This window comes from Galactobacillus timonensis, assembly GCF_900240265.1.
GTDB classification, from domain to species: domain Bacteria; phylum Bacillota_I; class Bacilli_A; order Erysipelotrichales; family Erysipelotrichaceae; genus Bulleidia; species Bulleidia timonensis.
In genome coordinates this window covers 33,366-55,945 of record NZ_LT964739.1, presented here as the reverse complement: position 1 = coordinate 55,945, position 22,580 = coordinate 33,366, and the positions used below count along the sequence as shown (strand labels likewise).

The following is a 22,580-nucleotide window of genomic DNA, read 5'->3' as shown; positions in this document are numbered from 1 at the left end:
TACATCGAAACGGAAGAATCGTACACGTCAAAGGCATCGTTCTTAGACGGTGACGCGATTCCGGTGTACGACACAAAACATCCGTATGCCGGTACATTCTCAGGCAAACGCATCAAACGGGGATTGTACAGTACCAAAGAAAACACGCTCGTTAACGCAGACATCAACGGAGCGTGCAACATCGCAAGGAAAGGTAAACAGAACCTCAGTGCTGAGGGACTGTGTAGAGGGCTGTTGGCAAGCCCTTTGAGAATAAGGATTGCGTAAGCAATCAGACTTCTCAAGAATCCCACGTGCTTTAGCTGTGGGAGTGTCAAACATACGTGCACATCTGCCGGTTTGAAAAATTTTCATATGCCTGCTATAGTGGGGACACTTTGGAGGTTTCATGGATTTTCTGAAGGACAATGTGCATTCGATCTACCGCTCCTATCTGGTTCCGACCCTGGGAGCGGCGCTTGCGATGTCGATTTACTCGTTCGTTGATACGATCGCGGTCGGCCAGTATGCCGGTGCTGTCGGTACAGCTGCGATTGCGGTTATCAATCCCCTGTATACATTGATGTATGTTCTGGCATCGCTGTTTGCCCTGGGCGGAAGTGTCCATATGGGCAACGCCCTTGGCAGAGGAAAGAAGGAAGAAGGGCTGCAGTACTTCACCATCGCAGCCATCGGCTGCGCCTTAGTCACTGTGGCATCCTGGCTGCTGTGCCTGTGGAAGCTGAAGGATATTCTCGTCGCACTTGGCGCAAACGAGGAGATTTTTTCGACCGCCTATGCCTATGGCAGAATCGTAATCGGCTTTCTGCCAATCATTGTCGGACCGGATTTCTTTGCGGCATTCCTGCGTCTTGATCGGGATCCGAAACGTGCGTTCCGCGCCGTATTGACGGGCGGCATGATCAATATCTTTCTGGACTGGTTCCTTGTTTTTCCGATGAACATGGGCGTTGCCGGCGCAGCGACAGCTACTGTAATTGGGACGGCAGTGCAGGATGTCATCATGCTCAGTCATTTTGTGTCAAAGAAAAATACACTGCGGTTTGTGAAGGTTTCGCATCCCTTCCGCTACTTTCATTCCGTGTTCCGCACCGGCATCAGTTCACTGCTGATTGACCTTGGAACGATTGGAATGAACATCGTCATGAACCAGACCATGCTTATCTACGGCGGCACGGAGGCACTTGGCGTCTATGGTGTCCTCAATACGATCGCCCTTCTTGCTCAGGCTGTATTTGCCGGCGTCGGACAGACCGTGCAGCTGGGAGCGTCCGTCAACCATGGCGCCGGGAAAACGGAGAGGGTACGCTCCTTCTTCCGTTTGGGATTGCGCACGGCAATGGTAATCGGCATCTGCATCTTCGCGTTCGGCGAGATTCTCCCCAGACAGATTCTTTATCTCTTTATGGGCAGTGATGCCAATGCGGTCCTTGGCCCCTACATCATGCGGCGGTATATGCCCACGTTCGTTATGCTGGGATTCAATATCCTCGCCGCATACTTGCTGCAGGGGATCCTGCAGCAGCGCGCCTGCGCAGCTTCAGCACTGCTGCGCTCCTTGATCATGCCTTTGGTTACGCTGTTTGTACTCTCGCGCTGCTTTGGCGCGGAGGGGGTCTATTGCGCACTTGGCCTGAGTGAATGGCTCTCGGCTCTTTTGATTTACATTTACCTGCGGCGTGAGACACGGCTGTTTGAGGATGGGCGCTTCTTCTGATTCCGTTTATAATAGGGGAATGAAGCGGACTTCGTCTTCGAATGCCAATACGGACAATCTGAAAAAGGACAGCCGGCGGTTTCGCACCGTGATGCTTGCAGGTATCGTTCTGCTCCTGGTGGCGGCGGTGGCGGCGCTGGGGATGGGACGCTATCCCATTCCTTTTTCTACGGTGCTGAAGGAACTGATCGGACAGGGGACAGCCGTCTCCAGCATCCACACCATCATTTTCAATGTACGTCTGCCCCGCATTCTTCTGAGCATTCTTGCCGGATCCGGCCTTGCGGTCAGCGGCCTGGCCTTTCAGTGTCTCTTCTCGAATCCTCTTGCAACGCCAGACACACTCGGGACAGCAGACGGTGCCTCGTTCGGCGCCTGTCTTGCCATTCTGCTCGGCTTTCACTCGGCAGGTGTTCAGCAGCTCTCTCTTTGGATGGGAGCCGCTGCTGTCGGCCTCGTGTTTCTGATCACGGGCCGCAGTGATCGCTATCGCAGCGGATCGATGGTTTATGTCATTCTCGCAGGGCTTGTGATTTCCGCTCTGTTTCAGGCTCTGGTATCCATTACAAAGTTCACTGCGGATCCACTGGATCAGCTGCCCCAGATTACGTTCTGGCTCATGGGGAGCTTCTCCGGTGTTACGCGGCAGTCGCTGTTGACGGCGGCCCCTTTGATTCTGCTGGGCATCGTATTATTGACGGCGCTGCGTTTCAGACTCAACGTTCTTTCCCTTTCCAGGGAAGAGGCGGAAAGTCTTGGCCTCAATCTTCCGCTCGTACGGTTTCTTGTGATCTTTTCGGCTTCTGCCATCACGGCGGCGGTTGTATCTGTCTGCGGCGTCATCGGCTGGGTCGGCCTGCTGGTTCCTCATATATGCCGTATGCTCGTGGGCAATGATACGATGCGCTGCCAACCGGCATGTATCGTGATCGGCGGCCTGTTCATGCTGGTGACGGATACTTTTGCCCGCTGTATCAGTGCGGCTGAGATTCCAGTGTCGATCCTTACGGCCCTGATCGGGGCGCCGGTATTCATTATTCTTCTGCGGCGCACGGGAGGAATTCACGCATGAATGTTGAAGGAAGAGACATCTGTTTTTCCTACGATCATTCCCACCCCGTGCTTGAGAATGTATCGTTTCGGGTTGATGATGGCAGGATCATGGCTGTACTTGGCCCCAATGGTGCCGGCAAGACGACGCTGCTCAAATGTGTCCTTGGCCTTTTGAAGCCGGACAGCGGCAGTGTGCTGATCGATGGCGTCTCACGTCTCTCGATGCATGGCTCCGCTTTCTGGCGCCTGTGTGCCTATGTTCCGCAGGCACGTACGTTGACCTTCAGCTATTCCGTTGAAGAAATGGTACTGCTGGGACGGGGACCGTATCTTCACTTCTTTGAGATGCCGACGGATCATGATCGGGCCATTGCCGAAAAAGCCATGGCCGCTGCCGGAGTGAAAGATCTTCGTGAGCGTTCCTGTGATGAGATCAGCGGCGGCGAGCGGCAGCTTGTACTGATTGCCCGAGCCCTGGCGGCGGAGCCGAAGATCCTGGTTCTTGATGAGCCGGAGACGGGACTCGATCTTGCCAATCAGCTGCGCATCATGAATCTGCTCGATACATTGAGTCATCAGAAGGGACTGACGATTCTTCTGAATACACACTCCGCGGATCACGCCTTTGCGATTGCCGATGACACGCTTCTGTTGACCCACACGCGGCCGATCTTCGGCAGGACGGAAGAGGTGCTGAATGAAGAGACGATGCAGGAGGCATTCGGCGTCCGTGTCCACCTGCACAAGGAAACAATCGACGGAAAGGAATACGTATCCATGGTTCCGGTGTCACTGGCAGAGAAGAAGCCGGATCAATCAGGATCGAGGAAAGAATAATATGAATGGAACAGTATCATCACCCGCAGGCGAACGTCTGCATATCGGTTTTTTCGGAAAGATGAACAGCGGCAAATCATCTTTGATCAATGCCTTCGTTCATCAGCAGGTATCAATTGTTTCAGATACACCCGGCACCACCACCGATGCGGTGCATAAGGCGATGGAAATCCATGGCATCGGCGCCGTCACGCTTCTTGATACGGCCGGCATCGATGACTCCGGCGTACTGGGGAAACAGCGTGTACAGGCAAGCATCAAAGCTGCGGAGGAATGCGATATCGCCATCGTTCTGTTTTCCGGGCAGGATGATGATTATTCCCTTGAATCGCAATGGTGCGAGCGTCTGCTTGCCAAAGGAACTTCAGTCATCGGCGTCATCAGTAAGGCTGATCTTGTTTCTTCCCAGCAACTTGCGAAAAAGTGCAGCTTCGTATCTTCGCTCGGTATCCCGTGCGTAACGGTCAGCTCGCTGACAAAAAACGGTATCAGCAGTCTGCGGGAGGCTCTGGTCAGGGCGGCCGGGGATCTGAATGCGCCGCGTTCCATTACCGGCAGTCTTGTGCAGGCCGGGGATGTTGTTATGCTGGTGATGCCCCAGGATCCTCAGGCACCCAAAGGCCGTCTCATTCAGCCGGAAGCCCAGACGATCCGCAGCCTGCTGGAGAAGCACTGCATCATTGTCAGCTGTGCGTTGGAGGAACTTGATTCTTCAATTGCCTCTTTGAAGAATCCGCCGGCCCTGATCATTACCGATTCGCAAGCCTACCGCTATGTCTATGATCATCTGCCGGCAGGGACGCGGCTGACTTCGTTCTCCGTATTATTTGCGGCGTATAAGGGCGATATTTCCTACTACGTGGAAAGCGCGAAGGCAATTGATGATCTGCCTGCGGACGGGCATGTGCTGATTGCCGAAATCTGTTCCCATGTACCGATGCAGGAGGATATCGGACGCATCCAGATTCCCCGCCTGATAAGGAAACGGAGAGGGGAGGGGATCCGGGTCGATATATGCTCGGGAGCGGATTTTCCCCAGGATCTTTCTTCCTATGATCTCATCATTCAGTGCGGCGGCTGTATGTTCAACCGTGCCCATATTCTTTCGCGTATTGCGCGGGCGAAGCAGGCCGGTGTTCCGATGACGAACTACGGCATCGCGATTGCCTATATGAACGGAATTCTGGATCATGTGGTGTATCCGCTGGATACAGATCCTGTCATTCGATGATTCCTTCTTTCGGGCTATGCTGTAAAATGAATGAAAGAGAGACCAATCAATTCATTTGATCACTGGGAGGATAATCATATGGGAATGAGGTACTGCATCGGCATCGATATCGGCGGCACAACCGTTAAGATGGGACTTTTCACCGTTGAAGGACGGCTGGTCGAGAAGTGGGAAATCCCGACGCGTCACGAGGATGCGGGTGGACATATTCTGGAAGATGTGGCCGCTTCCCTGAAAAAGAAGCTCGCCGATGAAGACTACAGCTGGAATGATGTGGCTGGGGTCGGCCTTGATGTGCCGGGTCCTGTACAGCCGGACGGCTATGTGTCGGTCTGCGTGAACCTTGGCTGGATGGATCTGTATCCTGCCCAGGAGCTTTCGAAGCTTCTTGGCGGCGGCATTAACTGCTATGTCGGCAACGATGCCAATGTCGCGGCACTTGGCGAAATGTGGCAGGGCGGCGGCAAGGGCCATAAGAATCTGATGCTTGTGACGCTGGGTACGGGCGTCGGCGGCGGTGTCGTCGTCGACAGCAAGATTGTTACCGGGGCCCATGGTGCCGGCGGCGAATTCGGGCATATTCATATCCGTGAAGATGATCCGGATACCTGCAACTGCGGCGGACGCGGCTGCCTGGAACAGACGGCTTCGGCAACCGGCATTGTCCGCGAAGCAAAGAATGTCCTTAAGGCAAGTGATGATCCTTCCGCAATGCGTCAGTTTGGCGATGCATTAACGGCAAAGGATGTATGTGACTGTGCAAAGGCGGGCGACAGCCTGGCACTGAAGGCGATGAATACCTGCTGCCGTTATCTTGGCTGGGGCCTTTCGATCATCTGCATGACGACGGATCCGGAAGTCATCGTCATTGGCGGCGGCGTATCGAAGACGGGCCAGTGGCTGTGCGATCTGATTCAGTCCTATATGAATCCGCTAACTCCGCTTCTTGCGGATACCCAGAAGGCAAAGGTAGTACTGGCACAGCTTGGCAACGACGCGGGCATTTACGGCTCGGCGCGCCTTGTACTGGGCAGTGAACTTGGAAACTGATTGTTAACGTATCAATAGAAAGAACAGGTGGAGCAGATGGCAGACAAGAAGACAGGCATTGCGATTGCGGCAGCTGCAGCGGCGGCTGCGATCATCCCGGGACTTCCGCGGGACATTGATGTGACGCGGTATACCGTCTGCTCCAGTAAGATTCATACGCCGGTGCGGATGATGATTCTTTCGGATCTTCACAATGCGGACTACGGTATGAACATGGAGGATCTGATGGTGAAGGTTCTGGCTGAGAAGCCGGATCTCATTCTGATGCCCGGCGACATGGCCGAAGAGCACATGCACCAGGACAATACACTGGTGCTCATGAAGGCTCTGCGCGATTTCCCTGTTTATTATTCGACTGGAAACCATGAGGAGTACCGCCCGGATCTGGAGGATCTTCTGAAGAAGTTCCGTGAAGCAGGAGTCCAGGTGCTTTCCTACCGCAACGCGGTCTTTACCAAGGGCGATACGTCGCTGGAAATCGTCGGCATCCCGTGCCGCAAGCATGAAAGTGACTACAGCGCGGACGATATCAACCGCATTTATACGACGGATAATTACCGGATTCTTCTGTCACACCGGCCGCATTTCATTGATCTCTACAATCACATCGACTGTCAGATGGTTGTTTCGGGCCATGCCCATGGGGGACAGTGGCGGATTCCTGGGACCGATATCGGCATCGCGGCTCCGCAGCAGGGTCTTTTGCCGAAGTATATTTCCGGTGTGCATACGCTGGATCACAGTCTTCTGGTGATCAGCCGCGGTCTTTCGCGTCATTACCATTACATTCCGCGTCTTTACAACAATCCGGAAATCGTGGTAATCGATCTGATCGGCCGTGAGGTTGAAAAACAGGGCTGAAAATCTGCTGAAAATCGGCTGAAATTTCGGTTGACCGTACTGTGCGGGGGATGCTATAGTATTGAAGCACTCGTTGAGTGAAGGGTGTGATATGGAGGTTTAGCTCAGCTGGGAGAGCATCTGCCTTACAAGCAGAGGGTCAGCGGTTCGAGCCCGTTAACCTCCACCATGCCGACATAGCTCAATTGGCAGAGCAACTGATTTGTAATCAGTAGGTTGTAGGTTCGATTCCTATTGTCGGCACCATATATACCAATGGAGACGTAGCGAAGTGGCTAAACGCGGCAGACTGTAAATCTGCTCCCTCTGGGTTCGGTGGTTCGAAACCACCCGTCTCCACCATTTTATTAGCTGATGATCCGATCGTTGGTCGGGATGTTGGGAATAAGGTTTGGCCTGAAGCCCTTGAGCAGACTATGACTCGGTAGCTCAGGTGGTAGAGCAACTGACTTTTAATCAGTGGGTCGAGGGTTCGATTCCCTTCCGAGTCACCAATGCGAGTGTAGTTCAATGGTAGAACGGCAGCCTTCCAAGCTGCATACGACGGTCCGATTCCGTTCACTCGCTCCATTCGTAAATAAGCCGCACTGCAATGCGGTTTTTTTTCTTTTCTGCGGAATCATTCTGGCATCATTTATCGTTTGATATATCTTCAAAAAAGGGCGATCTAAATTTATCTGGGGATGCCTCGAAAACGAAGTAAAAAAACTTGGGGTGTCAGGGTACCCCATGAAGGTTTATCCCACCACGAAACCGTCTGGTAAAACAGGCGGTTTTTGAATGGAAAGGAAAAGGAGACCGCCTGTTACGGCTGCGTCTCCTGAAGTTCTTCGTATTCATCCAAAAACATCTCGCAATAGATGGCGATGCGGGCAAGCATCTCGTCTGTGTTCATGGCATACAGAGTCATACTGCTCGTTTGGTCACACTGCTTCAGCTCGCATTCAATGCCGCGCATTAATCGCTGTGCTGAGCGGCATATTCGGTTCATGGAACGAATGCTGGCCTGCAGATATTGTTCTGCTTCTTTGCCATACAAACAGGCTCCTTCTGCAGTGATCCATGTCTGCTCGGGACTCAGGGGCTGAAAGCTGGTTGAAGTCATTGCTTAACCTTCTTTGGCGGAATGACAGGATTCAACATTGGCTTGGAGCTCTTTCTGAGCACATATAGGCAGCGGCTGCGGAACCTGTCCCAGTTGGTATATCCGTTGGCTGCTTTCTTGATCGTCTTGATGATTGAGTTCCGGTTCTCCATCAATCCGTTATTCAGTTTTATGTCGGACACTACCACCTGGCCTGTGTCCTTATCGACTGTATGACGCTGCTTTACGACAATGAAGGAGTTGATAATCTCCTCTCTCCAGCTGATCAGGGTGCGGGAGAACTCTTTCATTTCCGGAATACCACTGGCTGCGAAGGACTGAATCAGTTTGTTCAGCTCCTGGGGAGCAGTATCGTAAGTGCAGTTGTCATAGAAGTCCACAACGTCATCCTTGAGGTCCCATGCCTTTTTCAAATCGGGATGAACGGCTTCGATCATGGCTTTAATTTCGTAATAATTGAGGAACCGGTTCAGCTTGCGGTTCATTTTCCTTGGATGGCCGGGATCGAACAGCTTTTTACCATCTTTGTCTCTGGCGTCCAGCCGCTTGAATATCATCCAGTTGAATGTCTTCAGCAGATAATACTCGTTGGTTTGTGTTTTTGTGCCTTCAATATATTTTGGAGTCTGCTTCATTACTCTGATCCGGACGCTGTCAGCCTTTCTGGAGAGCTCCTGGCTGACATGATAATGGTCAACGGAATGATAGGCCTTAGGGAACAGCTGACGTATGATGGCGCGGTATTCACTATACATGTCCGTGGCAATCATTTTGACGCGCTTTCGCTCTTCCACTGGGATTTTGAGAAAGTAGCTGAGCAGATAATCTTTTCTTCTGCTTGGCAGGATATCCACCGGCTCCTGTGACTCAAAGTCGAGAATAACGAACACATATTTTGAGTTCTCTCCCGGATGATAAAATGCGTAGTTCTCATCCCAGCACATCAATGTGGGCAGAGGTCTTCGCGCCTCCTTTACGTGGGCATCGAAGACGGAGGCAGCGGTTGTGGGAGAGATGTGATACCGCTTAGCGACGGAAGCGAAGGTCTCGGTCTGAATCTTCAAATCGTTCAGAATGTTTTCAACCGTGAGGGCGGAGATGTGCTGCTTCCTGAAACAGAATGGATTGTTCTCATAGTACGTTCGATGACAGACAGGACAGATGTACCTGCGGGCATGATAGAAGATGGTGCACTCACGATCAGTAAAGACGCCGTGGCTTATCTTCTTGTCAATGTAGTCCTTAACCCTTGGCAGGGTACAGCCGCAATCGGGACAAGGCGGATGATCCGGCCGCAGTAAAACATGGACAGACGCACTGCCATTGTCATTATGGAAGATGACATTCTCCACACTGCCTGTATCGAGGTTAAAGAATTCAAGAATGGCCTGTTTATCAGATTGTTCGGACATAGATCTTCTCCTTTGAGCCCAGCATAGGGGAAGATCAGGAAAGGCCCAAGTCAAAGTCATTTGGCCCATTCAGGCAGAGATTGATTCCGGCCACCCAGCCACTGGAAGAATCATATTCCGGAGCCCGGCGGACATCACGCCGGAATAGAACACGAAGCTGTTGAAGCAGCGAATCAGGCGGATCAACCAGCTTCAGGAAAATCCGGAGCTGCACAATGAGCTTATCGAGCCATTTGTTCCAACGGTAAACGGAAGAATCGGAAGGAAGCGAATAACGATCAAGATCCAGATCATTGTCCAGAGCCGATTCGATGGTCTGCACCGAGTAGTGCTTGTAAGGGACAAGGAAATCAGGGAGAACACGGTGATGTCTTCCGTTGGAAGAGACGGCGACAGGAATCCAGATCCAGTAAGAACCTTTTGGTGTTTTAACGCACCTTCTGGCTGTTCCGCAGAATCTCATTGGCAGGCCTGTTTCAGGATCCAAAACAGGTTCGCTGCATTTCATCAAAAATCATTCGGATGATTAGGATGTTTAACAATTTTGTATTGTGAATGTGGTACACTAACCATGGTTTTGGTTACGGGTTCAGAGAGTGCTGGGAAGCTTTGTCTCTGAACCTTTTCCTTTCTATTGATGTCTCTAACCGCATGATAATCGGTAAATACGAAAAGGAGAAGGCCGTTGTGCCTCCCCATGAGGGTTTACAGCTCTTTAACTCCTCCCGGATCATCAATCCCAGGATTTCTTAGAGGCACCCCCAAACCCCATCTATTTTTAGATAGTCCAAAAAAGGCGATTACCAAATTGGAAGAATGACAGTTAACTTAAAAGCGATATTCCGAATTCTTTCATCCCTGGAAGAGCAGATGGATTCAAAGCGTGCAGATCTATCCGGGTTTGACAATTAACAGCCTGAGGTGTGTCCGGGGAACGATGGATTGAGTACATAGCTATGATGAATGAGACCGGATATCTTTCCGGCGTCAATGCGGTTAAGGGCAACATGTTGAGTAAAAATGATTTGGACATTGTTATTCGTCGAATGAATGGCCTGGAAGTAGTAATCAGGTCAAAGGGAAGGAAATAAAAAGGATGGCTAGACTAGGCGTCACAGGCCATGTCCTCCATCTCTGTATATGATATATATATCATTTTTATAGGGGATTCAATAGGCTTGATGCTAAGGAGTGAAGCTCTGCAATCCGAACCGGTTGACATGGAAATGCGCGACTCTCAAAAAATGACTGCATGATTCGCCTTTGAAAGGTATGACTCTGGCTGGCTGCGCAAGGAAATCCGGGCGTTTTCCGGCCTGCTTGATATGCGTGAACGGGAGATACTGCGGCATCGTTTTTATGAAAAGGCATAGTAAATCATTTGCGTCGTTGTTACAATAACTGCGTATTTAAGCGGCATGAATTGGTCATGAAAGGCGCCCGTGAAAAATGCGGATTTTTTTATGCCCTGATTCGTGCTGCGCTGGAATAGGGTAATATTAGAATCGTGACTTCTGTAAGGGGTCAACCAGTATCCGGAGGTGATCCGATGTATAGAAAAACTTGGCTGGAAGTAAATCTCGATGCGATTGAGGACAATGTCCGCACCATTCATGCCATCTGCGGCAAACGTTTCATTGCCGTACTGAAGGCTGATGCCTATGGCTGCGGAGATATTGAAGTGGCCAACGCCGTATTGCGTGCAGGGGCTTCGATGATTGCCGTTTCTTCACTGGATGAGGCAATGATGCTCAGAAACCAGGGCTGCGGCGCGGAGATTCTGATCCTTGGTGCGACGGATCCTAGGGATGCGGCCTTGATGGAAAAGGAAAACATTACGGTCGCCGCCTATTCGCCTGAATTCGCTGCGGATCTTGCTGCGGCGGGATGCGCCGGTCTCAAGGTGCATCTTGCGATTGATACAGGTATGACGCGGATCGGTTACCGCTCCTTTGAGGAAAGCAGGGCTGCGCTGAAGACGCTGCTCGATGCAGGTGCGAAGGTGACCGGCATCTTTACGCATTTCTCATGCTCGGACTTTGACCCGGAATTTACAGACCGTCAGTATCAGATCTTTGCGGATACGGTGAAGGGCCTGAACTATGGCTTTGACTGGATTCATTGTGACAACTCGGATGCGACGATCAATTTCAGGGATCCGGTGTCCAATGCCTGCCGGGTCGGCATCTCGCTGTACGGCATTTCGACATATAAGAATGATCTGAAGCGTCCGCTGTCCTTTTACTCTACGATTATCATGGCCAAGCAGGTTCATGAGGGAGACAGGGTCGGTTATGGCGCAACCTATACGGCAAAGGAAGGGGAATGGATCGCAACCGTTCCCGTCGGCTATGCGGATGGCTTCGTACGTGCCAACCAGGGGCGCCATGTGTATGTGGATGGCGAACTGTGCGAAATCGTCGGCCGCGTGTGCATGGATCAGATGATGATCCGCCTGCCGCACCGGATGCTCACTGGAACGAAGGTGGAGCTGTTTGGGGAACATATCCCTCTCGAGGATATGGCAAAGGATCTGAATACGATCCCCTATGAAATCATCTGCCTGATCTCGGGCCGTGTAACCCGTACCTATGTAGAGCACGGCAGGGTGATCGGTGAAGCCAACGAACGTCTCACCAAAAGTATCAATGCGGGTGAATAAGCAATCAATGCAAGTGTCCTTTTAATACAAAAAGGGACACTTTTTTTATGCCTGCATGCGGAAACAGACGGTGGCACAAAACAATGTTAGACCGCTTCATAATGCCTGTTATCACTATTGTGAAATTATTACGATCTTCCATGAGATTTGTACAATTTTCCTTGACGATCACTGTTAGTTATCTTAAACTAACGCATGTGGTAAGACGTGACTAACACTGATATTGAAAAAATGACGGCAGGTGAAAAGAAATACCTCCGCGCAATTGTTTCCCTGGACGCAAATGGACGGGGCATCCGCTGCGTAGCCCTTGCCAGACTGCTTCAGGTGAGGCGCTCCAGTGTCTGTGTCATGGTCCGGCGCCTTGCGGCAGCGGGTTTTGTTGAAATGGAACGCTACGGCATTGTGTATCTGACCGCCGCCGGAAAAGAAGCGGCCCGGCAGATCGAGGAGGCATAGAGAAATGATTCCACTGACATTCGCAGATGCAGATTCGACGGTAACCGTCAATCAGGTTCATGGAACCGATGAAATGAAGCGCCACCTGGAAGATCTCGGATTCGTACCGGGAACGAAGGTTCAGGTGATCCTGCAGCGTTATGGAGACGTCATTGTGATCGTCAAAGACACGCGCCTGGCGATTACAAGTCAGATGGCTTCCAAGGTGATGGTGGAGTGAGCAGCCATCGCTTGTAAATATGGAAGAAAAGGAAAGGGGAAGCAGTACATGCTTACATTGAAGGAAGTTAAAGTAGGTGATACCTGCCGCGTCTTAAAGATCAACGGTGAAGGTGCATTGCGCAGACGCATCATGGATATGGGTATCACAAAGAACACGCAGATCTATGTGCGCAAGGTTGCTCCGCTGGGCGATCCGATTGAGCTTACGGTGCGCGGCTATGAGCTGACGATCCGTAAATCAGAGGCAGAAATGGTTGAGGTTGAACCGGTGAAGGGAGAAGCAGCATGAGTGAGTTGAAAATTGCTCTGGCAGGCAATCCGAACTGTGGCAAAACGACGCTGTTCAACAACCTGACGGGATCCAACCAGTACGTCGGCAACTGGCCGGGCGTCACGGTTGAAAAGAAGGAAGGACACCTTCTGAACCACAAGAATGTCATTATCGAAGATCTGCCGGGTATTTACTCCCTTTCTCCGTATACGCTCGAGGAAGTCGTTTCCCGTACCTATCTGGTAGAAGAGAAGCCGGATGTCATTCTGAACATCGTTGACGGTACGAACATTGAGCGCAACCTCTATCTGACGACACAGCTGCTGGAAGTCGGTCTTCCGGTGCTGGTTGCCGTAAACATGATGGACCTCGTCAAGAAGAACGGGGACAAAATTGATCTCAAGAAGCTGAGTGAAGGCCTTGGCTGCCCGGTTGTCGAGATGAGTGCTCTCAAGGGTGAAGCGACGATGGATGCGGCGGAAGCCTGCATCAATCTTGCAAAGAAGCACGCCGATGTTGAACTGCCCCATGTTTTTACGGGCAGTGTGGAACATGCGATCGCCCATATTGAGGAAAGCATCGAATCCTATGTTCCGAAGCATAATCTCCGCTGGTATGCCATCAAGGTATTCGAGCGCGATGAGAAGGTTCTGGCAAAACTGAATCTGCCGGAGGATGTCAGAAAACACATTGAAGGCCATATCACTGACTGTGAAAAGGAGATGGATGATACAAGTGAGTCCATCATCACAAATCAGCGCTATGAATACATTCAGAAGCTGGTTGGCAAAGCGGTCGTCAAGAAGAAGTTGAAGGACGGCCTGACGATCTCCGATAAGATCGATAAGGTCATGACGCACCGTGTATTTGCCATCTTCATCTTCCTCGGTATCATGGCGTTCGTTTACTGGATCGCGGTATCGACGCTCGGCACCTATGTAACCGACTGGACAAACGATGTTCTCTTCGGCGAGTGGATTCAGCCAGGCGTTCAGGCATGGCTCGAAAGTATCGGCACTTCCGACTGGCTGGTGTCGCTTGTCGTTGATGGTATTATCGGTGGTCTGGCGGCGCCGATCGGATTTGCGCCGCAGATGGCAATCGTCTTCTTCTTCCTTTCGATCCTTGAGGACTGCGGATATATGGCTCGTGTCGCGTTCATCATGGACCGTCTGTTCCGCCGCTTCGGTCTATCAGGCAAGTCGTTCATTCCGTTCATGATTTCAAGCGGATGCGGTGTTCCGGGTATCATGGCGACCCGTACGATTGAAAACGAGAAGGACCGCCGGATGACGATGATTACCACTACCAATATGCCGTGCGGAGCGAAGCTTCCGGTCATTGCCCTGATCGCCGGCTACATCATGAATGATGACTGGCGCTATGCATTCGGCTACTATGTGCTCGGCATCGTTGTCATTGTATGTTCGTGCATTATCCTGAAGAAGACGAAGTACTTCTCCGGTGATCCTGCTCCGTTTGTCATGGAGCTGCCGGCTTACCATATTCCAAGCCTGAAGGGCGTTCTACTGCATGTCTGGGAGCGTGTATGGGCATTCCTCAAGAAGGCCGGGACAATCCTGTTCCTCTGCTGCGCAGTCATGTGGTTCCTGGCAAGCTTCGGCATTCAGGACGGCGTCTTCGGTCTTGTTGATACAGAGGCTTCGTTCCTGGCTTATATCGGCCGTGCCATTGCTGTGCTCTTTACGCCGCTGGGCTTCAATACATGGCAGGCGGTTGCCTCTTCGATCTCCGGCTTTGTTGCCAAGGAAGGCATCGTATCGACGATGGGCGTCCTTGCCGGTGTTGGTGATATTGAAGAGTATGCCGGCGGTATGCATCAGGCATTCAGTGCGTTCTTTCCGACCAACATGGTTGCGATATCGTTCCTGATCTTCAACCTCTTTGATTCTCCGTGCCTGGCTGCGATTTCGACGATGGCCAAGGAAATCGGCAACAAGAAGTACTTCTGGTTTGCGATCGCGTTCCAGAATATCAATGCTTACTGCCTGTCGCTGATGTTCTATCAGATCGGCGGCCTGATCACGGGTGAGGTTGCCTTCAGCGGTGCTACGGTTGCGGCATTCATTGTGGCTGTCATCATTGCTTATCTGCTGTTCCGTCCGGATCCGTACAAGAAGGCCAAGGCGGCAGCTGCTGTGGAGGCTGATTAATGCGCAGCAATGTTTCACTGTCCGGCGCCGATGCATTTGTTCTGCTGGTTCTGATTGCCCTGATGGTCGTTGCGGTATTCATCGTCAAGGGTTTTTTCCGCAAAGGAAACAGGCCGGTTAAAAATACCGGCGGACTGGTAGAAACAGACGTTCAGATTGACGGCATGCATTGCGGCATGTGCGAGGCACATATCAACGATGCGATCCGCAAGCTCGATGTTTCCAGGGTTTCCTCCTCCTATCAGACGGGGAAGGTCATCATCCTTGCCAAGCATCCGGTCAGTGCACAGGATCTGCACAGCGTCATCGACCCTCTCGGTTATACGATTAAGACAGTCGAAGCGCGCTGAAAGTCAAACAAGGTAATAGCGAACAGGACCTCAGGCCGAACAGCCCGGGGTCTTTTCTGTATTTTGTCCCCGGCTTCGTGTATCATATGCTCCATATCAATCAAGCAGGAGGAAACGGTATGGAAATCCGCAAGGTGGCATTGATCGGAGCAGGAGCGATTGGTGGATATATTGTCTGGGGAACGGCCGATGTTCTCGGGGACAATCTCGTCGTGGTGGCGGAAGGCGAACGGGCTAAACGCCTGAAAAGCCGGGGCATCACGGTCAACGGCCGCCACTATGATCTCCACGTACAAAGTTCTCAGGAAGCGGCCGATGCGGATCTTCTGCTGGTGGCAGTGAAGTATACGGGGCTGGAAGAGGCAATGGATGACATTGTACGGATCGCAGGAAACGATTCCAAAAAAAACGTGTCCGGAAACAACAGGACGATTGTCATGAGTCTTTTGAACGGGATCGATTCGGAGGAACTGATTGCAGAGAGGATCGGATGGGAACCGATTGTCAATGCCTACATGACCATAGCCTCCCATCGCACCGGCAGCGATATTCAGATCTTTCAGCCGGAAGGAGAGGACGGACTGCTGTACGGGGATCACAATACGGCAGAAAAGACGGAAATCTGTGCCTCGCTGGAACGCTTCTTTGCAACGACCCGTCTTCATACGACACTTGTGCCGGATATTCAGAAGCGGCAGTGGGCGAAGTTCATCCGCAATATTGCCTTCAATCTTCCCCAGGCAGTCATCGGCGCAGGTCTTGGTGTGTACCATGACAGTAGGCATGCGCTTTGGTATTCATTGAAACTGGAAGAGGAAGGACGCAGGGTGGCGGCCGCCTATGGCATGGAGATTGCTCCGCTTCAAAGAGAGCGGTTCCGCTATACACCCGCCACCCGGTATTCGACGCTGCAGGATCTGGACGCAAAGCGGCCGACGGAAGTGGATATGTTCTGCGGTGTATTGATGCAGAAGGCGAAGGAAAAGGGAATCGAGGTGCCGGTGGCAGAGTGTACCTATCACATCATCAAGGCGCTCGAAGAAAAGAATGCCGGCCGCTTCGATTATCAGCAGTAACCGTTTTGGATACCGGGCCCGCTCTTAACAAAGCGGGTCTTTTTTTCATTTTGAGTTCACATTCACATCAGGAGGATACCAAAGTCATGGCATAGCATATGTGCATACAGTGAAAGGAGGTGCCGTCTCTTGATCCAAAGTGAAACATTCCTGCGGGTTGAGGAGAAATTCCGTCTGAGCAGTGCGCAGGCGGAGCAGTTCCTGATCGCTGCCCGTGACCATCTGACACCGGATATTTATCCGGAATATGATCTGAATACGATTTACTACGATACGCCGGACTTCTATCTGATCAATCACTGTCTGAATCATCCGCTGTACCGGCTGAAGCTCCGCCTTCGCTCCTATGGCAATCCTGCCGTTGGAGCGCCCGTGTTCCTTGAGACAAAACAGCGTCTTGGCGACTGGGGTGAAAAAAGGCGGGTTGCATTAACCTACAATGAGCAGTTCAGCTGTGCATTGATACCGGATGATCTTCCCCGGGATGGACAGATTGCAGGTGAACTGCGGCAGGTGCTGGAAACCTATATCGTTGAGCCGAAGGTATTCATTGCCTATCACCGCATGGCATTTGCGGCAGACAATGATCTGCGCATTACGCTTGATACACGGATCCGCAGCCGGATGAAGAATGTGAATCTTGTTTTGGACGGGACGGAAACGCCGCTGGTCAGTGCGCCCGAGGTGCTGCTGGAAGTCAAGCTGGCGGGACCGTATCCGTGCTGGCTGAGTTCGATTCTTACGTCGCTGCACGTGTATCCGGATTCATTTTCCAAATATGGATCGATTTATATCTCATATGTAAAGAACCTGTATCGAAATTATGTGCTGGAGAATGAAAGTGCTCCGGCTGGGGAGGCTTCTGTATGTTTACGTCCATTCTGAGCAATTCTGCATCCTACATTACTTTTGAACAGATTGCCCTCTGCTTTTTCGGAGCGCTGCTGTGCGGTTTTGTGATTGCACTTGCCTATCATATGCTGGCGGACATGTCGCGTTCCTTCGCGCTGACACTGACGCTGCTGCCGGCAATCGTGATGATGGTGATCATGATGGTCAACGGCAACCTGGGCGTTGGCGTTGCAGTGGCCGGCAGCTTCTCCCTGGTCCGCTTCCGTTCGCAGCCGGGAAAGGCAAGCGATATCGGCGTCATCTTTCTGGCGATGGGAGCGGGACTTGCCTGCGGCATGGGCTACATTACCTTTGCACTGGCAATGGTAATTCTCTGCATTGCGGCCGCTGTTCTCTTTTCAAAGCTCCCGTTATTCTCGACGCCGTCCGGTCAGCGCTATCTGATGATTCAGGTTCCGGAAGATCTCAATTATGCAAATGCCTTCGATGATCTGTTTGAAAAGTACACCTCCAGTTCGCAGCTGATGGAAGTGCGTACGACGCATATGGGCATGCTCAATGAGCTGCAGTACCGCATCGATCTCAAGCAGTCATCCCAGGAACAGGCGCTGATCAATGAGCTGCGGATGCGCAATGGCAACCTGACGATCCGCTCCACTATTCAGGCGCCTGTAACAACCCGGCTGTAGAAAAAAGATGAAGCCGGAGCTTTCGAACAACTTATGATCCGAGAGTCCCGGCTTTTTCACGGGTGGAAATCCGGTAGGCTTTCGCGTTATTCTTGAAGAATGAAAATAGCACTTGTAACGGGAGCGTCCAGCGGCCTTGGACGCGAATTTGTTCATCAGCTGGCCGCAAAGAATGATGTTGATGAATTCTGGATCATTGCCCGCCGGCGCGAGCAGCTGGAGCAGCTGGCTTCTGAAATCTCTGTGCCGTGCCGCATTGTGCCGCTGGATCTTTGTGATCCCGCCGCCTTTGAGACACTGGAGAATCTTCTGAAACAACAGAAGCCGGAAATCCACTGGCTTGTATGTTCCGCGGGGCGGGGAATAATCGGACAGATTGCGTCCATGGATCGCCATCAGGTCGATGCGATGATCGAGCTCAATGTACGTGCGCTGGCCGATGTGACTGCGCTGGCACTGCCGTACTGCACCAAAGGAAGCGGCATCATCGAAATCGGATCGATTGCCGGCTTTCAGCCGATGCCGAATTTCGGAATTTATGGCGCAACCAAGGCGTTTGTCGAAAGCTACACCAAGGCGCTGCATCATGACCTTCTTTTCTCCGGCATCCGTGTGACCTGCGCCTGTCCCTACTGGGTCAAGGACACAGGTTTCATTCCGCTGGCCAAAAAAGAAGAAACCAGCACGCACTATGTACATCCCTTTCTGGCATCGCATTCTTCTTCGGTTGTGCGTCTGTCCCTGTGGGCGAATAATTGCAACTTCTGGGTGGCGACGCCGGGAATCATTACGACGTTGCAGCGCTTCTTGGCCTGGATCGTTCCGGACTGGATTATTGTCCCGTTCATGGAGCTGGTGAGCCGCCTCTAATGGAGGATTGCTATAATTTCAGGTGGAGGAAGCTGTATGTACGATTATCTCATTGTCGGTTCCGGCCTTTACGGTGCCGTATTTGCCCATGAGGCAAAAAAGCGTGGGAAGAAGGTTCTCGTCATTGAAAAACGGGACCACATTGCCGGCAACGTTTATACAGAGGATGTGGAAGGAATCCATGTTCACAGGTACGGGGCTCATATCTTCCATACCAATAACCGTCAGGTATGGGACTATGTCAATCAGTTTGCCGTCTTCAATCGCTATACCAATTCGCCCGTTGCCAATTACCATGGCGAGCTGTATTCGCTCCCGTTCAACATGTACACATTCAACAGGATGTGGGGTGTCGTGACGCCGCAGGAAGCGGAACAGAAGATCCGTGAACAGCGTCAGGCCGCCGGCATCACGGAGCCGAAGAACCTTGAGGAGCAGGCCATCAGCCTCGTTGGCAGCGACATCTATGAGAAGCTGATCAAAGGCTACACGGAAAAGCAGTGGGGAAGGCCCTGCAATCAGCTGCCGGCCTTCATCATCCGGAGGCTGCCCGTGCGCTTTACCTTTGACAACAACTACTTCAATGCGCTATATCAGGGCATTCCGACCGGCGGCTACACGAAGCTTGTGGAACGTCTGCTGGAAGGAATTGAAGTGCGTACAAATACCGACTATTTATCGGATCAATCCTACTGGGACAGCATCGCGCCGCGGATTGTGTACACGGGACCGATTGATGCCTACTTCGGGTTCTCGCTCGGTCCGCTGCAGTACAGGTCGGTGCGCTTTGAGACAGAAGTGCTTGATATCTCAAATTATCAGGGCAATGCGGTCATCAACTACACCGATGCCGAGACACCGTTTACCCGGATCATCGAGCATAAGTGGTTTCAGTTCGGAAAAGATGACGAAGGAAACGGTCTTCCCAAGACTGTCATCAGCCGAGAGTACAGTTCGGAATGGAAACCCGGGATTGAGCCGTACTATCCGCTCAACGATGCACGCAACGGCGAACTTTACGCAAAATACAGGGCGCTGGCGGATCAGAAGGCAAACGTCATCTTCGGTGGCCGCCTTGGGGCTTATAGGTACTACGATATGGATGCGGTCATTGCCGAAGCGCTGAAGAAGGCAAAGGAAGAGCTGGACTGATCCTGCAATGATTTTCTGGCGCTTTTGAAATGTGTGGGGTTAGAGTCAAACCGGAGCGATAAATCTCTGGGGTAACTGGCGCCCCATAATCATGAACTCAGCGCCCGAGTCATCTGAAGTAAGACATGACCTTACAACTGGTTTGAACAGCTGTGAGGCCAAGTTTTTATTTCGCCGTTTTTGTGACATTCGAGTGTATCGGGTTCAATGAGTAGGTCGCATCCTTGTCCAGAACGTACATGAGGCGGTTGCGGAATCTGTCCCAGTTGTGATAGCCGTTCGCATTCTTCTTGATGCACTTACAGATTGAGTTTCGGTTTTCAATGATCGCATTGGTCATCCGCTTATGATAGGCATTGGGTTTGCCGGTCTTGGAATCGACCTTGTAGATGTAGCCGTAGGTAGTAAGAGAATTGATGATTTCGGTCCGCCATTTGGTCAGTGTGCTGGCGAAGTGACGCATTTCCGGTACCTGAGACTTCCTGAACTCCGTAATCAGTTCGTTCAGTTTCTGCTCCCTATCGTTGGGCGTGGCGGTCTCATAGTAGTCGTATACTTTTTCTTTCAGATTCCATGACTCCATCAGCTCAGGGCTTATTTTCAGGAGCTTCTCGCGGAGATCATAGTAGTTAATCGGAAATTTGAAATGATTGTTATATCTTCTCTGTCCGTTTGGATCGAACAGCTTCTTACCATCTTTTGTGCTGCTGTCGGAATGCCTGTAGAGAATCCAGTTGAACTTCTTGAGAAGATAGTATTCATCGGAACCTTTTGTGGTTCCTTTCATGGCACGGATTCGAACACTGTCGGTCTGGCGTCCCAGTTCCTGGCAGAGATGGAATCTGTCCACGATACCGATACTGTTCGGGAAACACTTCTTCATGACCGTTCGATAGGTATCGTACATATCGAAGGAACAGGCTTTGACTTTCTTCCGCTCTTCCAGCGGGATCTTCATAAAGTAGCTGAGCAGCCGATCTTCCCGTCTGGAGTTCAGGAAATCAATGGGCGTCTGTCTCTGGAAATCCATAAGAACACAGACGAATTTCTCGCTGTAGTTGCGGAAGGCATAGACTTCATCAAAGCTGATCATCTCCGGCAGAGGTTTCCTGGGAAGACTGACGTGATCATCAAACAGATAGGCAGCTGTGGCAGGAGAGAGATGATACCTGCGCGCAACGGAAGAGAATGTCTCGTTATAGTTCTTCAGATCCGTGAGCACTCTCTGAACCGTGAATGCGGAGATACTCATACTGCCAAAGGAGAATGGATTCTTCTCTGCATAGGTTCGATGACATACCGGACAGACATATCGTCTGGCCCGGTAAAGCAGCGTACATTTACGATCAGAAAGAACACTGTGCGTAATCTTCTTCCAGTAATAATCTTTGATCCTTGGAGTTTTACAGCCGCATTCCGGGCAGGGCTCATAGTGCGGAACGAGCCGGACTGAGATCTGTGCATTTCCATTCAAGTTCTGATACTGGAAGTCCTCCACATCACTGTCTTCCAGGCCGAAGAGCTCCATGATGTCCTCTTTATTCGTGTTAAGAGACATACCGATGACCTCTGATTCTGCAGGGAATCGATTGAATACCGTATACCATGCATGAATTCCTTTCCGGAAAGCCGAATCAAAATGATGAACGAAGGGCTTTTCTTCAAAATGATGAGGTGAAACGTTCCTTCGTTCGGTATTGATCGGCTTTCATCCCTTCTGCCCTCAGAATAGGAACGCAGAGGCTTCTTTGATATTCCTGCTGTGAGAAAAAGAGGTCATGTGAAAACGAGCTGGCAGCGCAGCTTTCTGTTCTGCAGGAACTGCCTGCCAAGCAGGGTAATACAATTCGTGGTTATATCCGTATTGAGGTAAATGCGCCTGGTATTGAGAATACTCTGCCAGTACCGGTTGAACTTCCAGCGGATCAGCCGTACAGCGTCATAGTCAAAGGAATTACCGCTTTCTTCAACGGTAAAGGAACGATCCCCGCATGAAGTAAGAACAGCGGTAAAATCGTCCGCGGTGCGGCTGCTGTAGGGGATCATGAAAGACAGCAGAACTGCATCTGCAGACGAGCCTTTCCGGTAAACACGCTTAATGATCAGTGGCACAGTATGATCAAGAATGGTAAATCTTCTGCTGTACTTTGCGTAATACAGATAGCCATTATTCACAATCAGTTCGGAAACCGACTGATCATAAAAGACCTGAACAGCTCTTGTAATGATTTCCTGTGTGGAAGAATCGTTTGAGGAATGAATCAGGCGATTCTTAACAAACTCCACGAGCTTGTGCAAATGACAATGAATCATGATCATCAGACAGGTCTATAATGGAGTCGCTGGCATGTGCTGGACTGCGAAGGGTTTGGGGATGCCAGCTTTTATTATTGCCAGGAGCTCAACATTCCTCCTTTACCTGAAGGATAGTCTTTTTCATCCAATTCGAACAATACCTGTACAAAAAGCAAACCCCAGAGTCTTAAACTTTCACAGACATACATAAAAGATGGCAACCCCATCACCTTGAAATGCAG

23 protein-coding genes and 5 tRNA genes are annotated in these 22,580 nt (G+C 51.2%); 23 read left to right on the top strand and 5 right to left on the bottom strand.

Annotation, left to right across the window (positions count from 1 at the left end; genetic code table 11):
- From C1714_RS00355 to C1714_RS00300, 12 genes are all read left to right on the top strand, one after another.
- The coding region (locus C1714_RS00355) for a hypothetical protein (protein ID WP_425349033.1) at positions 1 to 267 on the top strand (267 nt) is incomplete at its 5' end.
- Positions 268 to 388: 121 nt separating this feature from the next.
- Positions 389 to 1,717, top strand: coding sequence for an MATE family efflux transporter (locus C1714_RS00350; RefSeq protein WP_102341328.1), 1,329 nt, complete (start codon positions 389 to 391; stop codon positions 1,715 to 1,717).
- Between the two features lie 19 nt (positions 1,718 to 1,736).
- On the top strand, positions 1,737 to 2,789 hold the full coding sequence (locus C1714_RS00345) for a FecCD family ABC transporter permease (protein WP_102341327.1): 1,053 nt from the start codon (positions 1,737 to 1,739) through the stop codon (positions 2,787 to 2,789).
- Positions 2,786 to 3,607, top strand: coding sequence for an ABC transporter ATP-binding protein (locus tag C1714_RS00340; protein ID WP_102341326.1), 822 nt, complete (start codon positions 2,786 to 2,788; stop codon positions 3,605 to 3,607). Before C1714_RS00345 ends, C1714_RS00340 begins: the two co-directional genes overlap by 4 nt.
- A gap of 1 nt (position 3,608) precedes the next feature.
- Positions 3,609 to 4,838, top strand: coding sequence for a [FeFe] hydrogenase H-cluster maturation GTPase HydF (gene hydF, locus C1714_RS00335; RefSeq protein ID WP_102341325.1), 1,230 nt, complete (start codon positions 3,609 to 3,611; stop codon positions 4,836 to 4,838).
- A gap of 30 nt (positions 4,839 to 4,868) precedes the next feature.
- Complete coding sequence (locus C1714_RS00330) at positions 4,869 to 5,888, top strand: ROK family glucokinase (protein ID WP_245304965.1); 1,020 nt, start codon at positions 4,869 to 4,871, stop codon at positions 5,886 to 5,888.
- Between the two features lie 36 nt (positions 5,889 to 5,924).
- Positions 5,925 to 6,749, top strand: a complete 825-nt coding sequence (locus C1714_RS00325; RefSeq protein WP_102341323.1) for a metallophosphoesterase — start codon at positions 5,925 to 5,927, stop codon at positions 6,747 to 6,749.
- Between the two features lie 93 nt (positions 6,750 to 6,842).
- Positions 6,843 to 6,918, top strand: a tRNA-Val gene (locus C1714_RS00320).
- Between the two features lies 1 nt (position 6,919).
- Positions 6,920 to 6,995, top strand: a tRNA-Thr gene (locus tag C1714_RS00315).
- A gap of 11 nt (positions 6,996 to 7,006) precedes the next feature.
- Positions 7,007 to 7,091 (top strand) — tRNA-Tyr (locus tag C1714_RS00310).
- A 76-nt stretch (positions 7,092 to 7,167) separates the two neighbouring features.
- Positions 7,168 to 7,243, top strand: a tRNA-Lys gene (locus C1714_RS00305).
- Between the two features lie 2 nt (positions 7,244 to 7,245).
- Positions 7,246 to 7,319, top strand: a tRNA-Gly gene (locus C1714_RS00300).
- 235 nt (positions 7,320 to 7,554) lie between these two features.
- Here C1714_RS00300 and C1714_RS00295 read toward each other — a convergent pair.
- From C1714_RS00295 to C1714_RS00285, 3 genes are read right to left on the bottom strand one after another with little or no spacing between them, the layout of a single operon-like run.
- Positions 7,555 to 7,854, bottom strand: coding sequence for a hypothetical protein (locus C1714_RS00295; protein ID WP_102341322.1), 300 nt, complete (start codon positions 7,852 to 7,854; stop codon positions 7,555 to 7,557).
- Positions 7,851 to 9,266 (bottom strand): ISL3 family transposase, encoded by a 1,416-nt coding sequence (locus tag C1714_RS00290; RefSeq protein ID WP_167849870.1) that lies wholly within the window; start codon positions 9,264 to 9,266, stop codon positions 7,851 to 7,853. The genes C1714_RS00295 and C1714_RS00290 overlap by 4 nt, the downstream gene beginning before the upstream one ends.
- A gap of 34 nt (positions 9,267 to 9,300) precedes the next feature.
- Positions 9,301 to 9,774 (bottom strand): DUF6431 domain-containing protein, encoded by a 474-nt coding sequence (locus tag C1714_RS00285; protein WP_135567852.1) that lies wholly within the window; start codon positions 9,772 to 9,774, stop codon positions 9,301 to 9,303.
- 1,041 nt (positions 9,775 to 10,815) lie between these two features.
- Between C1714_RS00285 and alr the strand changes: the two genes are divergently transcribed.
- From alr to glf, 11 genes are all read left to right on the top strand, one after another.
- The gene (gene alr, locus C1714_RS00275) at positions 10,816 to 11,928 is read left to right on the top strand and encodes an alanine racemase (protein ID WP_102341318.1); all 1,113 of its coding nucleotides are present in this window, start codon (positions 10,816 to 10,818) and stop codon (positions 11,926 to 11,928) included.
- A gap of 207 nt (positions 11,929 to 12,135) precedes the next feature.
- Positions 12,136 to 12,387, top strand: a complete 252-nt coding sequence (locus C1714_RS00270; RefSeq protein WP_135567851.1) for a metal-dependent transcriptional regulator — start codon at positions 12,136 to 12,138, stop codon at positions 12,385 to 12,387.
- A gap of 4 nt (positions 12,388 to 12,391) precedes the next feature.
- Positions 12,392 to 12,607, top strand: a complete 216-nt coding sequence (locus tag C1714_RS00265; protein ID WP_102341316.1) for a FeoA family protein — start codon at positions 12,392 to 12,394, stop codon at positions 12,605 to 12,607.
- A 48-nt stretch (positions 12,608 to 12,655) separates the two neighbouring features.
- Positions 12,656 to 12,898, top strand: coding sequence for a FeoA family protein (locus C1714_RS00260; protein ID WP_102341315.1), 243 nt, complete (start codon positions 12,656 to 12,658; stop codon positions 12,896 to 12,898).
- Positions 12,895 to 15,054, top strand: coding sequence for a ferrous iron transport protein B (gene feoB / locus C1714_RS00255; protein ID WP_102341314.1), 2,160 nt, complete (start codon positions 12,895 to 12,897; stop codon positions 15,052 to 15,054). The genes C1714_RS00260 and feoB overlap by 4 nt, the downstream gene beginning before the upstream one ends.
- Positions 15,054 to 15,404 carry a heavy-metal-associated domain-containing protein gene (locus C1714_RS00250; protein ID WP_102341313.1) on the top strand — a complete coding sequence of 117 codons (351 nt, stop codon included), beginning with the start codon at positions 15,054 to 15,056 and terminating at the stop codon, positions 15,402 to 15,404. The genes feoB and C1714_RS00250 overlap by 1 nt, the downstream gene beginning before the upstream one ends.
- Before the next feature lie 119 nt (positions 15,405 to 15,523).
- Positions 15,524 to 16,480 carry a ketopantoate reductase family protein gene (locus C1714_RS00245; protein ID WP_167849869.1) on the top strand — a complete coding sequence of 319 codons (957 nt, stop codon included), beginning with the start codon at positions 15,524 to 15,526 and terminating at the stop codon, positions 16,478 to 16,480.
- A gap of 129 nt (positions 16,481 to 16,609) precedes the next feature.
- Positions 16,610 to 17,365 (top strand): polyphosphate polymerase domain-containing protein, encoded by a 756-nt coding sequence (locus C1714_RS00240; RefSeq protein WP_167849868.1) that lies wholly within the window; start codon positions 16,610 to 16,612, stop codon positions 17,363 to 17,365.
- Positions 17,347 to 18,021: a DUF4956 domain-containing protein gene (locus tag C1714_RS00235; protein ID WP_102341310.1), complete on the top strand. Its 675-nt coding sequence runs from the start codon at positions 17,347 to 17,349 to the stop codon at positions 18,019 to 18,021. The genes C1714_RS00240 and C1714_RS00235 overlap by 19 nt, the downstream gene beginning before the upstream one ends.
- Before the next feature lie 99 nt (positions 18,022 to 18,120).
- Positions 18,121 to 18,891, top strand: coding sequence for an SDR family NAD(P)-dependent oxidoreductase (locus C1714_RS00230; RefSeq protein WP_102341309.1), 771 nt, complete (start codon positions 18,121 to 18,123; stop codon positions 18,889 to 18,891).
- Between the two features lie 36 nt (positions 18,892 to 18,927).
- The gene (glf, locus tag C1714_RS00225) at positions 18,928 to 20,043 is read left to right on the top strand and encodes a UDP-galactopyranose mutase (RefSeq protein WP_102341308.1); all 1,116 of its coding nucleotides are present in this window, start codon (positions 18,928 to 18,930) and stop codon (positions 20,041 to 20,043) included.
- Between the two features lie 166 nt (positions 20,044 to 20,209).
- Here glf and C1714_RS00220 read toward each other — a convergent pair whose 3' ends face one another.
- On the bottom strand, positions 20,210 to 21,601 hold the full coding sequence (locus C1714_RS00220; RefSeq protein WP_102341307.1) for an ISL3 family transposase: 1,392 nt from the start codon (positions 21,599 to 21,601) through the stop codon (positions 20,210 to 20,212).
- A 218-nt stretch (positions 21,602 to 21,819) separates the two neighbouring features.
- Entirely contained in the window at positions 21,820 to 22,362 is a 543-nt protein-coding gene (locus C1714_RS00215) for a hypothetical protein (protein ID WP_102341306.1), read from the bottom strand.
- Positions 22,363 to 22,580 lie beyond the last annotated feature (218 nt).